This window comes from Chryseobacterium kimseyorum (assembly GCF_025971945.1).
Classification (GTDB): domain Bacteria; phylum Bacteroidota; class Bacteroidia; order Flavobacteriales; family Weeksellaceae; genus Chryseobacterium; species Chryseobacterium kimseyorum.
Genome location: NZ_JAPDHW010000009.1, coordinates 197,252 through 211,048, shown reverse-complemented (window position 1 = coordinate 211,048; position 13,797 = coordinate 197,252). Strand labels below are relative to the sequence as shown.

Annotated in this window: 11 protein-coding genes and 1 tRNA gene; 7 read left to right on the top strand and 5 right to left on the bottom strand. The window is 34.8% G+C overall.

Annotated features, from left to right (window positions below; genetic code table 11):
- A partial coding sequence (locus OMO38_RS14190) for a helix-turn-helix domain-containing protein (protein ID WP_264750851.1) occupies positions 1-343 on the top strand: 343 nt, incomplete at its 5' end.
- 112 nt (positions 344-455) lie between these two features.
- Here OMO38_RS14190 and OMO38_RS14185 read toward each other — a convergent pair.
- Entirely contained in the window at positions 456-1,622 is a 1,167-nt protein-coding gene (locus OMO38_RS14185; protein ID WP_264750850.1) for an MFS transporter, read from the bottom strand.
- 95 nt (positions 1,623-1,717) lie between these two features.
- The gene (locus OMO38_RS14180) at positions 1,718-2,299 is read right to left on the bottom strand and encodes a TetR/AcrR family transcriptional regulator (RefSeq protein ID WP_264750849.1); all 582 of its coding nucleotides are present in this window, start codon (positions 2,297-2,299) and stop codon (positions 1,718-1,720) included.
- A gap of 334 nt (positions 2,300-2,633) precedes the next feature.
- On the opposite strand from OMO38_RS14180, the gene OMO38_RS14175 reads away from it, so the two are divergent.
- The 6 genes from OMO38_RS14175 (at position 2,634) to OMO38_RS14150 (ending at position 8,343) form a co-directional block, all read left to right on the top strand.
- A complete protein-coding gene (locus OMO38_RS14175; RefSeq protein ID WP_264750848.1) occupies positions 2,634-4,724 on the top strand; it encodes an outer membrane beta-barrel family protein in 2,091 nt (696 codons plus the stop codon).
- A 440-nt stretch (positions 4,725-5,164) separates the two neighbouring features.
- Positions 5,165-5,902 carry a hypothetical protein gene (locus OMO38_RS14170; protein WP_264750847.1) on the top strand — a complete coding sequence of 246 codons (738 nt, stop codon included), beginning with the start codon at positions 5,165-5,167 and terminating at the stop codon, positions 5,900-5,902.
- Between the two features lie 63 nt (positions 5,903-5,965).
- Positions 5,966-6,766: a hypothetical protein gene (locus OMO38_RS14165; RefSeq protein ID WP_264750846.1), complete on the top strand. Its 801-nt coding sequence runs from the start codon at positions 5,966-5,968 to the stop codon at positions 6,764-6,766.
- A 36-nt stretch (positions 6,767-6,802) separates the two neighbouring features.
- Positions 6,803-7,279 carry a hypothetical protein gene (locus OMO38_RS14160; RefSeq protein WP_264750845.1) on the top strand — a complete coding sequence of 159 codons (477 nt, stop codon included), beginning with the start codon at positions 6,803-6,805 and terminating at the stop codon, positions 7,277-7,279.
- The gene (locus tag OMO38_RS14155; protein WP_264750844.1) at positions 7,263-7,568 is read left to right on the top strand and encodes a hypothetical protein; all 306 of its coding nucleotides are present in this window, start codon (positions 7,263-7,265) and stop codon (positions 7,566-7,568) included. The genes OMO38_RS14160 and OMO38_RS14155 overlap by 17 nt, the downstream gene beginning before the upstream one ends.
- 10 nt (positions 7,569-7,578) lie before the next feature.
- Positions 7,579-8,343, top strand: coding sequence for a hypothetical protein (locus tag OMO38_RS14150; protein WP_264750843.1), 765 nt, complete (start codon positions 7,579-7,581; stop codon positions 8,341-8,343).
- Between the two features lie 422 nt (positions 8,344-8,765).
- Here OMO38_RS14150 and OMO38_RS14145 read toward each other — a convergent pair.
- The 3 genes from OMO38_RS14145 to OMO38_RS14135 all read right to left on the bottom strand — a co-directional run bounded on the left by OMO38_RS14145 (position 8,766) and on the right by OMO38_RS14135 (position 13,733).
- Positions 8,766-8,839 (bottom strand) — tRNA-Arg (locus tag OMO38_RS14145).
- Between the two features lie 72 nt (positions 8,840-8,911).
- Positions 8,912-10,681 carry a TonB-dependent receptor gene (locus OMO38_RS14140; RefSeq protein WP_264750842.1) on the bottom strand — a complete coding sequence of 590 codons (1,770 nt, stop codon included), beginning with the start codon at positions 10,679-10,681 and terminating at the stop codon, positions 8,912-8,914.
- Positions 10,682-10,769: 88 nt separating this feature from the next.
- Positions 10,770-13,733 (bottom strand): tetratricopeptide repeat protein, encoded by a 2,964-nt coding sequence (locus OMO38_RS14135; RefSeq protein WP_264750841.1) that lies wholly within the window; start codon positions 13,731-13,733, stop codon positions 10,770-10,772.
- Between the last annotated feature and the right edge of the window lie 64 nt (positions 13,734-13,797).

The following is a 13,797-nucleotide window of genomic DNA, read 5'->3' as shown; positions in this document are numbered from 1 at the left end:
TGTCAACAAAGGAATTCTGGAGAAATTTGAAGAATTATTGAACAGTTATTTCAATTCAGAAAAGCCCAACAGTTTTGGTTTGCCTTCTGTAGCTTTTTGTGCAGAAGAACTCAATCTTTCTGCCAATTATTTTGGAGATTTGATTAAAAAAGAAACCGGAAAAACGGCGCAGGAATATATTCAGAATAAAATTATAGATGTTGCCAAAGAACGGGTTTTTGATGCTGATAAATCCATCAGTCAGATTGCGTATGATTTAGGGTTTAAATATCCTCAGCATCTGACGAGACTGTTTAAGCAAAGGGTTGGTTATACACCTATTGAGTATAGGAATTTGAATTGATTTAGATTTTAAATAAAATATTGATAAAAGTGACACCAATAAAATATCTATTGGTGTCATTTTTATCTTTAAAAATAATTCTTGCCAAATATTGGTGTGAAAATAATTTCTGTCATTTTTCGAAATGAATTTTATCTAAATAAGCTCGCCACATAACGGCCAGAATCGCCAGGACACCAAAGACAACACCTACCCAAGGCGTAACTGATATTCCATATTTAAAAATAAAAAAACCACCAATTGAGGTTCCCAATGAAACACCCAGGTTTCCAAATGAAGTTTGGAGGCTGTTAGCAAATTCTTTTGCATCCGGTGCCGCCGAAATCATATAGCCAACACCAATCAGAAAGCACGGTCCGTACATAATGCCCCAAATACCGGTAACGATGGCAACATTGAAAAATGAATGATCTGTATACCCAAATGCCAAAGGCACCATCAATACCCCTGTTATAAAAAACAAAGTAGTCCAAAACATATTTTTTCCCAGTAATTTACCCGTAACATAATTTGACAGTACGCCCATTGCGCCAAATATCAGCAGTAAAACGCTAATCTGTTTTTCACTCATATGCTTTTCTCTGTTAAGATAATCTGCAAAATAACTGTAGGAACAGAACCAGGCTGTGATCAGTAAAAGATTTAAAAGAGTGCCTGAAATAAATCTTGGTTGGGTCAGTATAGAAAGTTGATTTTTAAATGATGCAGGCTTCTCAACCGGCATAGACGGAAGATATTTTAATATGATAAGAATCGTAAGCAGTATAATAAATCCCTGAACTACATAAGTAATCTGCCACGTATACAGGCTTGCTAGAAATGTGCTTAAAGGAATCAGTGTGACCTGTGCAAGTGCAATTCCTCCTATAATAATTGCCGTAAGATGCATTTGATCTTTCTGTGATGTTCCTTTGATGGCGGCAGCGATAGCCATTGAAAAAAATGCGGGATGTAAGAAGGTGGGCAGTATTCTCAGAACCATTAAAATCCAGAATGGAGGGCTGAAAATTGAAAAAAAATTGGATAAGAAAAATAATCCCATTGCACAGAGCATGATGATTTTCTTATCAAATTTAGAAGCAAATAAAACAGTAAATGGTCCTGTAATGGCTATAAATAAAGCGAATGCACTCAGCAGATAACCCGCTGTAGCAATGTTGATTTTGTAGTACTCGGCTATTTGAGGTAAGATACCAATCACTCCAAATTCTGTGCTGATAATTCCGATAACTCCTAAGCATCCTATGTAGGCTACCCTTTTGTTTAAGTTTGTTTTCATAATAAACTGAACGGTTTAAAATAAGATAAAAAAATATATTCCTGATTAAGACAGCAGCCATTTCTAAGGCTGTACATGAAGACTGATGAATTTAATTATCGACTAATAAGTTGGATTAGCAGCGCAATCATTGAGTTCACTTGTTTTTGATCTCTGTACAAGACATAATTCTTGAGCAAAGTGGTCGAAGAGCTGGAAAAAAAAGCAGCAGTAGTTTCTATATCCAAATCTTTCTTAAATAATTTTTGCTGAATTCCCCGCTGCAGAATGGCCAGATAAACCTTCTCTATTTTTCTCTCGTTTGCAACAAGCATATGATTGATTTCCTTATCAACCACAGCGATTTCAAATATCATTCTCACAGCCAGACACACTTTATTGTCGGAAATGCTTTGCTGAACAGACAGATTTAAAACTTTTACTAAATCTTCCAAAGCATTATTACTGCGGTCCTGAAGAAATTCCTGATATTCTGAAAGTTTGGACTGCTGATATTTGTCAAGACACTTTAACAGAAGTTCCTTTTTGTCTCCGTAAGTAGGATAAATACTGCTTCTGTTGATCTTCATGTGATTTTCAAGATCACTCAGTGAAGTCACATGATAGCCCTGTTCCCAAAAGAGATTCATTGCTACATTGAGCTTTTCTTCGTATTCAAATTCTTTTTTTCTTGCCATGATTAGGCAAAGATAGCATTTTAAACCGTTCGGTTTGTAATTATTATTAAATTTAAATTTTTTCTGCAGTGTAATCAAATCATTTTATCGACAGGCAATTATTACAGAGAAAGAAAGTATATTTCTTTTTAATAATTAATCACGACATTGAGTTTTAAAATTCTTATTATCAATCGGTACATTATCAATAAGATTTCCAAACATTAATATTTTGTTAAATACTTCCACCAACACTCTCTGACAATGATACTTTTAAAATAAATATCACTTTACTTTGAAAAAATACTCATTTTTTTATTAAATTCGCTCCTTCAAAATTTTCAAGAAATTCATCATGAGGAAACAGATAAGTTTAGCGCTATTTGTTATTGGCAGCTTAACTTTTGCACAGGAGAACACACCTTCCACTGTGAAAGATTCGGTTCAAAACACTAAAGACATTCAGGAAGTTCTTATAAAATCGCAGCGTAAAAAACAATTTGTAGATAAGGCCGTGTACAGCTTTGATGAGGAAGCTTTAAAGAAAGCCAGATATGCCAACGATCTACTGCAGACTTTGCCCGAACTTCAGTTTGACCCTATTTCCAGCAGTATTTCAAGTATTAAAGGAGGAAAATTTCTTCTGCTGATTAATGGTGTTGAATCTACAGAACTTCAGGCGAGAGGAATCAGTCCGGAAAATGTAGTAAAAGTTGAATATTACGACAATCCTCCTACCCGATGGGCAAACAGAGCAGGTACTGTAGTGAATATTATCACGAGAAATCCTGAAGTGGGTTTTGCCGCGGGAGCTTCTGTAAGCAGCGCATTAACAACCGGTTTTGTGAACGGACAGGCTTACGCTAACTATACAAAAGGAAGAAACAACATCGGACTTGAGTATTCCATGAATTTCAGAGATTATGATAATCGGGTTACCAACAGAATCTACGATTACACTTTACAAAATTCACATTACAATACCAACGAAACGAAAAGAGATCATTTTGGCTACACGTATCAGGAGATCGCCTTGAGATATACCAATTCACTGGCTGATCATTATGTTTTTCAGGCAAAGTTTTCGATGAACATCTTTAATTATTTTTCCAAAGGAAATGGGCAGAGTATTTTTACGCAGGATAATTTCTCTGAACAGCACGGTACTTCGCAGTACAGCGGTGAAAAGTACAATCCACCAAAACTAGATCTTTATTTTTCTAAGAAACTGAGCAAGAAAGATGAGATCAGCTTTAATATTGTGGGTTCATCGTATACCAGTGAGAGTTTTGAGGTGGGCAGAGAATGGGTAATCGGTTCCGGAAACATTATTTTTGATAATGATATGAACCTGAAAGCAGAACAAAACAGTATCGTAGGAGAAGTCGCTTATACTCATGATTTCAAAGCAGGAAAACTAAGTTCAGGTTACAGAATTGACAATAACAGTGTAGATAATGAACTGGTGAACCTGGCGGGAAATTTTGATTTCTCTGTTAATTATTTAACACAGTATCTTTACTCCGAATTTGCGGGTAAACATAAGAAATTGATGTACCGCTTAGGCCTCGGTCTTACCAATATTCACAATAAAACGGCTACAACAACCGACAACGACTGGACGATAACTCCGAAATTAATTTTAGGATACGAACTGAAAAAAAATCAGAGTCTGAGACTCACCAGCAGTTATACACCGTACAGTCCGGGGAGCGCTTCCTTAAGTCCGAACATTAATCAGGTTGTTCCCAATATAGTTTCTACAGGAAACCCTAATCTAACAATACAGAAAGCCTGGAATAATAATATCAACTATTCTTACAACAATAAGTATTTTGATTTTAACGCGAACGTTTTTTTCAACTATACAGACAACGCGATCAACAGTCTTTATGTTTTGTACAACAACAATACTCAGTATGCGCTAACTTACGAAAATGCACAGTTCAGTTCACGTACAGGAGTTCAGCTCACCGGCTCTTTGAAACCTTTTGGAAGCAGATTATTAGTCATTAAAGCCAATATCTATCCGACCATGCAGAGGGTAAAAACCAATTCCGGAGCGTTGCTTAAAAATAATTATTTCGGAAACAACTTCACGATCTCCTCTGAATATAAAAAGCTGAGCTTGACGTATATGTTTAATATTCCTGTGTATACTTTAAGTGGCGCATTTTTAAATACCAACGAAAACCAGAATCACATTTTCGCCAATTACAAAATGAAAGACTGGACGTTCACTACAGGAATGTACTGGCTCGGAATGCCTTCAAGATATAAAACCAAAACCCTAGACGAAAGTCTGGTAAACTATGTGGGTACAACCAATATCTATAACAACAGAAATATGTTTATTCTTGGACTAAGCTACGACTTCGCCAAAGGAAAAAAGAATGAAGTCAACAGAAAACTGAACAATGACACCGCTCCCGCAGCAACATTCTAAGGACTTTTATAAAAATCAGTTAACCTCACGGCTTATCGCAATGATAAGCCGTTTTTTATTTTTTTTCATATTTAAATCATATCATTAAAATACATCTGACAAAACGTGCTGAATTCTGACTTTTTGATAACTACTTATAAATCAACACTTATCGATCTTTTCTTTTTAAATAAATCAATTAAATTATTTTAATAAAACTATTTAATTCTCATCAAAGTTATTTAATTTTAGTTAAGAATTATAGAAAAGACATCAATCAGAATGCGAACTAAGTTTCAAAGCAGACTCTTATTTTTACTTTGATGTCTATTTATGAACAATCAAGTTCCACATACATTACTTATTGATCACTGAATAAGGTTAAAGAACTATTTTAGAAGTAACAATGAAATTTTGAGATTGACGTTGAGACCATTTAATTTTAAAACCACGAAGAGATAATGAAATATTTTCTGATTTTTTCTTTCTTTTTTACTTTTGTGAATTGCTCAAAACAAGAAAAAGAAATTAGAGCAAAGCCAATAGAAACTTACTTTTCTCAAAGTCAGATGCTGCCTGCTCATAATGGCTGTTGCACATTTTCCTCACTACTGCAAATTAAAGATAGACATTTCAAATATTACCATCTTAACAATCAGGGTGATTATACTACAGTTGATATCATTGACGGAAACGTGATAAATGAAAATGAATCTACATTTTATTTAAAACCTAAATTAGACTCCATCAATCAAAAATTAAGTTATGATTCAGACGAATTCTTTAAGCAAAAATTTTCCAGAACCAAGTCCGGACTTAAATCTGCCACTTCACTTTTAGTTCAAAAAGATTTTGAAGATATAAATGTCCTGAGCCTGGTAAGGGTAAAATATGGAAATCCTGACCTGAACGAAAATTTTACGTTAAAAGAAGATTCGATGATTTATGAAAAAATGGAAAGTTTTGACAATGAATCTCCAAAAATGGTAAAGAAGAAAATGAAACTTACTTCTGCTGAAGTAAAGGAAATTAACGAAGTTTTTAGAGAGAATTTCTGGATTGAAAAACCTCCAGCGAATAAGGAAAATCTTTATATTTATGCTAACATCAATTTGGGTAGTGGAAATTTTCAGATTCCATTAAACACAAAAATCCAGAATTACTTTTTTCTAACTTTTAAAAAACAAAAGAGACTATAAGATTTACATTCATCGGTCATTTATTTAAGATTAAAAAAGATACAATTAATTTACAAAACACAAATGAAAAGAATCTTCAGCTCACTCATAATAATAATAATGATTTCAGTTGGTTTCAGTTTACAATCTTGCCAAAACGAAAAGAAAACTGAGCAGAAAAATCTCACAGAAACAGAAATTCACAAAACGGAAGACAGTATAAAATCCGCTGCCGAAGAAAAGTATGGGAAATCATTTCAGTACACCATCACCATTGAGGAAATAGATTCTTTGCAATTTAATGCTGTGAAAAAGAAAACGGTTCCGAAAAAGAAAACTCCTGTGAAAATCACAGACATCACTGTAGCAAAAAAAATGCTGAAAGGAATAGTGGAATTTGATGAAAAAATCCCGGAATATCCATTGGTTACAAATATTAATTTTAGGAATGGGAAAAACAACAAAGGAAAATTATATTATGAATCTGAGGAATGTATTTTTAAAGCTTATTTTCCTGAGGAAGATATTCTACTTTGTGAAGGTGGACATACCAGTGATGTTAGTTTTAATTTAAAAAACGGAAATGAAACCGAACAAACCGGAAACCCTGATATTTTGGTCTTCTCTCCGAAAGAACATTTTAGGTTAAATGGGCATTTTGGCGGTCAGGAATGTTCTTCCTATTTTATCCAAAGGAAGATCAATAATGAGTTTATAAAAGTAATTCAGCTTGACGAGGAATTTGAAAAATTGACAAAACATTGGTTGTGTACTGTTGGAGAATCATTTTGGTCAGATGAAAACACACTTTACTTAACGGAAACCGAATTTGTTGAAGATGGACTTAAAAGCCGATTTTTCAAAGTGAAAATTTTAGCAAAATAAATTTTTAAGATTAAAAAAAACGTTTCATCAGCCAATATGGAAAATAAAGATCAACTCGCGACTCTAAAAACCAAAACCATCAGTTTTCTAAAGCGTGTTTCCGCCCTTGGAATCATCATTTTTGTTGCTACATTTTTGCAGCTTCACTGGTCAATGGGGCATTTGTCAGAGAGTATGTCGAGTGCCTGTTTAGAATGTTGGTTCGTAGAAGATGTAATGTATCTATCATTAATAACTGCGCTTTTTCTTGGCATTTTATTTACAGTTTTACCTTCTCAAATGAACAGAATTTTCATAATGACTGTTCAGTTTTTACTCTTGATTTCCATTTGGTTTTTCTGGGATTACAGCATTTTTGTGGAGCGGGAATCGTCCTGGAGCACCTATCTTTTTAATGAAGAAATACATTATGTTATTTATTATTCGGCTTTACCGATTTCGACTTTGTCTCTTGCTGCGTTACTTTTCATAAATCATCAGCTTTTCATTAAAAAATATGGAGAACAAAGATAAAAACACGATTTTAAAAGCCATTGCCATCATTTTGCTGATGTTTTACATTCCTTTGCTTCTATTTTATTTGGGAATTGTCATGCCTGAACATTTCGCCTGTAACGAATCAATGTTTGAAGGCGAAAAAGGAACTGATATTTGGGGAGACGAGGTGCTTTGTGATGGCGAAAGTAAGGCTTTCGAAAAGGTTTTCTTTCAATTAATTTCAGCCATTGTAGGAGGATTTTCGGTAATCTTGCTGATCCTGTTTTTCTTAGTATATCATACTAAAAAACGAATAACTTCTTAAAACTAAATAGATGAAAAATACACCCTCTTCTCTCCTGTTGATAATAATATTCTTTGGTTTCACACTCCATTCCTGCCAAGATAAAATGGAAAACGAAAATGTAGCCGGCAAAAGGGGAATTATTGTCCCTAAAGTTGACAGTTTGAAATATTCGGAAAAATATTGTTGCATTCTCTTGCCTGAACATGGTTTTTCAGTGTACGACAGCCCGAAAGGAAAAATTATTGGAACTATTAAAAGATTAGGAAACATCAAAGAAGATGACCAGGTTCCTTACAAAATCTATTTCGTAACAGAAAATAAAAAAGTGAAGATCGATCATTATCGGGAAATCGGTTATGAAATATTTGCCATCAATTACACAGATTCTGCCAAAGGTTTTGTAAAAGTTCTTGATTCTTCAAAAAACTACTGGCTCAGCGTCGCTGAAATTGAAAAACACGGTTTCAAAACGATCAACTGGCGCGACCAAATGATTGCTCAAAGTACTGATGCTTTAGGTTATTATGCCAATGAACCCGGATTGCGGCTGCGGAAAGAACCCAACTCCGAAAGCGAAATAATGGGTTCGGTACGTGGAGATTTATTTGAAATTAAACTTACAAAAAACATCTCTGGACAATGGTGTAAAGTGAAAGTGAAAAAATACAAGGAACATCCCTGCAACACTGAATTGGAAGAAACAGAAAATATAGAATCGCAAACTGAAGGCTGGCTAAAAATCATTGATGATAACGGAGAACCCAATCTTTGGAACTATACAAAAGGTTGCTGAGAAAACTTTTTACAGTATTGGTTTTTGTTTTAATCATCGCATTGTTTTCAATGATGTCATCCAGCAATGAAGGCTACAATTAAATAGCATTTCAGGTTTTTTCGAATTTACATTTTGGGGATTTTGTATTTTTAGAATCTTTAGTACTTCTGCATTTTGGGATTCATTTTTTGATAAGAAAAAACTCATGCGGTCATATAAGTTCATCAATCCATTCACTATTATCCAAGTGACAGTAACTGTTCTGTTATTTAGACTAACAAATTTTGGTTTATGTGTTCAATTTTTAATGACAACTTACATTTTATGAAGATGCTTATCGAACACCCAACTAAACTCTTCCCAAACTTATATTTTACTGATTAACAACACTTATAAAAGCGAAAAAAGATCACTATTAAAAAGTGATCTTTTCTATAAAGTGACCTCGGAGGGATTCGAACCCCCAACCCTCAGAGCCGAAATCTGATATTCTATCCAGTTGAACTACGAAGCCATTTTTATTATTGATAAATGATAATAAGTGAGATTATAGTCATTCATCGATCATCATTTATCAATAATTATTTTAGAAAGTAATCTTCACACCTCCCACAACCTGCGCACCAAGAACTTTGTAGCCTTTGTACGTTTGGTATTTTGAGCTCAGAAGATTGTTTCCGAGTGCGAAAATACTGAAATTTTTGTGAATTTTATACTCTGCAGACAAGTTTAAATCTGCATAACCTCCAACTTTATCATTCGTATCTTCTGTTGACTGGAAAATCACCGACGGACTTCCCACGCCCTCAAGCATATACGAGTTTGTCGTTCTGTCACTTGCAAAAATTCCTTTGAAGCCTAAAGACAGTTTTTTTTCAAACATCGTGTATTTTGCACCGATGCTTCCTGTCAATAATGGAACGTTGTAGATATTGTCGTAGTTTTTTAAATCATATTTTAAAAATCTAACATCAGCATCAACGATCAGGTTTTCTAATGGGAAATACTGTAAACTTCCTTTGATGTCACTCACATTTCCATCGTCGTAAATCGCGGAAAACGTATTGGCGAAATCATAACCTGGTCTGTCTACAGTAAATTCATTCGTGAAAAGATTATTAGCTCCAAAGAACATAATGTTTCTCATCTTTCCGAATCCTGCAGAAACATCATATTTAAAAGTTTCGTCGATATCTCCTCTTAAACCTGCATAAAAATGATATTGTGTCTCCGTTGGTCTCAACATCTGATCTGAAACCAGGAAAGGGTTTGTCTGCAACAATTCGCTGTACGTGTTCAGTTTTAAACCACCATCAACTCCACCATAAAATTTAAATTCTTTGGCAGCAGCCACCTGAAATTCAGCCTGTGGAAACCAATACGTTTTATTGTTCTTCAATTCTTCAGCTAAGATTAAATTTGAATTTCTCGCATTTAAAAATGAAAATGAAGAACCCAACATCAAATACGATTCCCCTTTCGCAAATGTTACTTTCGGGGCAATATCTGCATTAAAGAATGTAGAGGAGTTTTTATTTAATAAAGCAAAATCTGTTTTTACTGTTTCTAAACCTAAGCCTAAATCAGCATTCAAAACAACTCCGCTTTTTCCCAGTTCTACAGCATGTTTCGAAAGGTTGGCCCAGATGGAAGCCTGATTTTCTTTTGCATCAAAATGATCGCTTAAAAATGAAGATTTTACTCTTACATCATTTAAAATTTCATTTGAATAAAAATCATAATAACCGTTTACCTTAAACTGATTCACTTTCTGCTTCAAATCTACATCCGCAGAAGGAGTCAGGGCGTAAATTCCGTAATAGTTGTAATTATCTAATCCGTATTCAGCATTCACATTGATTTTTCCTTTCTCCCCATAAGAATTTAAGAAAGCTCCCAGAGTTGCCGAACTCTGATTGGAATCCCAATCGTAAACCTTCTTCAAACCATTAGTAGAAAGAACATGAACATCTGCTCCTACTTCAAGTTTATTCTCAAGCGTTGTAGAAATATTCGCATCGGCTACAATTTTTCCGTAATTCCCCATTCCGAACTGGAAATAGTTATTCTGCGCCGTTCTGTCAAACTTCGGGGCAACATCTTCTCCCTGAATGGTAGAAGTCTTAAAATCTGAAACCGCAGGAACATCTGTTATATTATACTTCACAGGATTCGCTGATTTCTCTTCCGGCGGATAATTTTTCACCGTTTCTACTGAGGTTTTCTTCTTCTCAATTTTCTTTACTTCCGGTTCTCTTTTCTTGTTAAGAATCAGTTTTTCCTCTTTAATCTGAGAAAACGCCACCGACGAAATTCCCAGGAATAATATAGATAATATTTGAATTCTCTTATTCATTGTTTATTTTTTGTATGAATGTATCATGTCGGATGTAAAATGTATTCGATGTTACACTATACTTTTTACATATATACATTGTACTTTTTTACTTTTTAATCTGCTTTTTTACCTCCTTCGCTTCTGCTACAATTTCAGGGAAATCTGCGTAGTTTGAAATAATCTGATCGCAGGTATAACTCGCCTGATAATTATCTTTCAAACCAATATAATTTTTCGCCATCAAAACCAGTGCTTTTGCGCCCCAGTAATCTTCAGATGCATAATTGTTAGCCAGCTTAAAAATGGTTTCATTAGAAGATTTAAATGCTTTTCCTTTATTCTGATAGAATGCTTTTGCGTAAAGAGCTTCTGCCGCAACTTCAGTGTTTGAAGATTTTTCAAGTGATGTATACGCAGTCTGCGCGTCTTTATCTTTTCCTGAGTTCATCAGACTTCTCGCCTTAATAACCTTTGCAGTTTCAATAACCGCCGCAGAGTTTTTATTGTTGGCGATTACAGCGTTCGCTAATTTTTCAGCTTCTGAGAAATTCTTTTCTTCGGCATACATTTTCATCAACTCAACATTCGCATAATTTCTCACGTTAATATTGGATGAATTTTTAATGTTTTCTAAATATTTTTTAGCTTCAGCAGAATTACCCTGCGCTATATAAATCTGAGAAACTCTCGTGGCAGCATCATCCTGATAATCATTCTGAATGCTGGCAATTTCCTGTAAAACCAATAATGCTTTCGTTGGATTATTCGTTTGATAATAACTTTCTCCCAATTCATATTTAGCCTGATAAAGACCTTCTCCGCTAGGATTTTGAGTTAAATATTTCTCGTAATATGAAATTGCATTTTTATAATCTTTCTTCGTGAAGTATTGTTTCCCGGTTGACAAATTGATTTCGTCGATTTCTGAAGCGTCGATATTAACTCCCACATTTTTTGCAAAATCAGCATATCCTGAAACGTCACCAGTTTTGGTGAAAATAGGTTTCGCAGCCTGAACAATCTTCTGTGCGTAAGCTGTATTTTTATATTGCGTTCCTAAAGATTTTAATTCAGATAACGCTTTGTCATTTTGATTTTGGTCGATATAATTCTGCGCTCTGTAAATCGATGCATTTGCCACCAAATCTTTATCCGAAGATGATTTTATGACCTTTCCGAAGAAATCATTAGAGTTGGTAAAGTCATCCTGAGTAGCATAAGCAACACCAATCTCGTACTGAGCATCATCGATATACTCAGAACCTGGATATTTAGAAATCAAAGACTTTAAGTTGGTGATTTTCGCAACATTATCATTTTTAAATCCTAAAGCCAATGCTTTTTGGTACAATGTATAATCAGTTGCATCTTCGTTTTTATCGTAAATTGCAATCGCCTGATCTAAGTCGTTGTTGGCGTAATTGATATCCGCTAAGCGAAGCTCAGCATCATTTTTAAATTCAGGTTTCGGATTTTTCAAATATTGTGTAAAATACTGTTCCGCCTGATCGAATTTTTTAGATTTAAAATAAGCGTAACCCAAATCGTAAGGCAACTGCTGCTTTTCAGGGAAAGTTTCGTTGGTCAGTTTTTCGTAACGGGTAATCGCAGAAGGATAATTTCCTTTCTGATAATACACCTGACCCAGCCAGTATAAAGCTCTGCTGTTGAATTCTTTATTAATATTAAATTCTAAACTTCTCAGGAAATATCTTTCCGCTTCGTCGAAATTACCTTTATTGAATTCTTCCGTTCCTAATAAGTAAGAAACTTCCTGATCAACTTTATCGGTTTCCGGAGTAGAGTTTGGCAATTTATCAATCGCATTCAAAGTTTCCTTAAAGTTCCCGGAATACAGATAAGACTTCACCAAAAGCGATCTCATTTCCGCATTTTTAGGACCACTAGGGTTGGACGTAATGTAATTTTGAATGACCGTGGTCGGACTTTCAAACGGGTTTCCGATGTCGTAACCCAATTTTGCATACTGCTCATGCGCCAGCTGTTTTACACTCGCATCATAATCCATCTGATAAGACGAACGGAATGCTGAAAGCGCTTCCTGCTTTTTATCAACCGCCAAATACGCATTTCCCAACTGATAATACGCATTCTGAGCCAACGCCGAATTACTGTTGATCAATTGGTTGTAATAAGAAACCGCTTCATCATATTTTTTAAGCTGAGCCGCCACAAATCCCATTTCATACAGATCATTTTCTGATGGGTTTTGCTGAACACTCAGATAATCTTTCAAGTGTGGGTAAGCAGATTCGTAATCATTCTTCATGAAATAAGATTCACCGATGATTTTATGAACTTCCGCTTTGTAAGACGCAGAAATATCTTCATTCAGCAAAGCATTTCCTTCCGAAATCGCCTTATCGTAATCTTTATCGTTGTAATGCATCTGCACATAGTACGGACGCACCAGTTTTGAAAATTTAGGCTGATCTTTTATCGAATCAAAATACTGAAACGCCTGATCGTTCTGCTTGCTTGAATAGTACAAATGACCCAACATATAAGCAATATCACCTTTCTGAGATTCGTCTGCCGTTTTGTGAGCTTCTTCCAGCGCATCAATTGCTCCTTTAGAATCGCCCATCATAAATTTGGCGTAACCCAGTTTCAGAATATACTGTGTATTTTCTTCCTTGGTCAGTTGGTATTGATTAACTTTTTTTAAAGTCTTTAAAGCTTCCTTAAAATCTTTTTTAGCCAAATAATAATCCGCCAAAGGTAAATTGGCCTGAGCAAAATATGCCGAGTTCGGGTATTCTTTCATAAAAGCCGTCAAACCATCTTCTGCATGATTTTTCTGAAGGATTACTCCGATCACATTATCGAAAAACTGAGCCGCCTCTTTTCTCGACTGCTCCAGATTCTGATTGTAGAAATACTGACGTGCATATTCGTATTGTGAAGCGTTGTATATTTTGGTTTGATAGAGATTCTGAGCAAGATTAAACCTGTAGTTTTCTTTTTGCGTAAAGTATTGAGACTGTTGCGCTTCGGAAACCCCGAAATAGAAAACAGCAGCCGCTAAAAGTATTTTTTTTGATTTCATTAACATCAAATTTTAAAAATGGATAAGCCTTCAAAAATAAGACCAAATATTTTAATTTTAAGAT

Excerpts from the sequence above, each read along its gene's own strand:
- OMO38_RS14185 (WP_264750850.1), bottom strand. The coding sequence starts at position 1,622 with ATGAAAACAAACTTAAACAAAAGGGTAGCCTACATAGGATGCTTAGGA.
- OMO38_RS14180 (WP_264750849.1), bottom strand. The coding sequence starts at position 2,299 with ATGGCAAGAAAAAAAGAATTTGAATACGAAGAAAAGCTCAATGTAGCA.
- OMO38_RS14175 (WP_264750848.1), top strand. The coding sequence starts at position 2,634 with ATGAGGAAACAGATAAGTTTAGCGCTATTTGTTATTGGCAGCTTAACT.
- OMO38_RS14170 (WP_264750847.1), top strand. The coding sequence starts at position 5,165 with ATGAAATATTTTCTGATTTTTTCTTTCTTTTTTACTTTTGTGAATTGC.
- OMO38_RS14165 (WP_264750846.1), top strand. The coding sequence starts at position 5,966 with ATGAAAAGAATCTTCAGCTCACTCATAATAATAATAATGATTTCAGTT.
- OMO38_RS14160 (WP_264750845.1), top strand. The coding sequence starts at position 6,803 with ATGGAAAATAAAGATCAACTCGCGACTCTAAAAACCAAAACCATCAGT.
- OMO38_RS14155 (WP_264750844.1), top strand. The coding sequence starts at position 7,263 with ATGGAGAACAAAGATAAAAACACGATTTTAAAAGCCATTGCCATCATT.
- OMO38_RS14150 (WP_264750843.1), top strand. The coding sequence starts at position 7,579 with ATGAAAAATACACCCTCTTCTCTCCTGTTGATAATAATATTCTTTGGT.
- OMO38_RS14140 (WP_264750842.1), bottom strand. The coding sequence starts at position 10,681 with ATGAATAAGAGAATTCAAATATTATCTATATTATTCCTGGGAATTTCG.
- OMO38_RS14135 (WP_264750841.1), bottom strand. The coding sequence starts at position 13,733 with ATGAAATCAAAAAAAATACTTTTAGCGGCTGCTGTTTTCTATTTCGGG.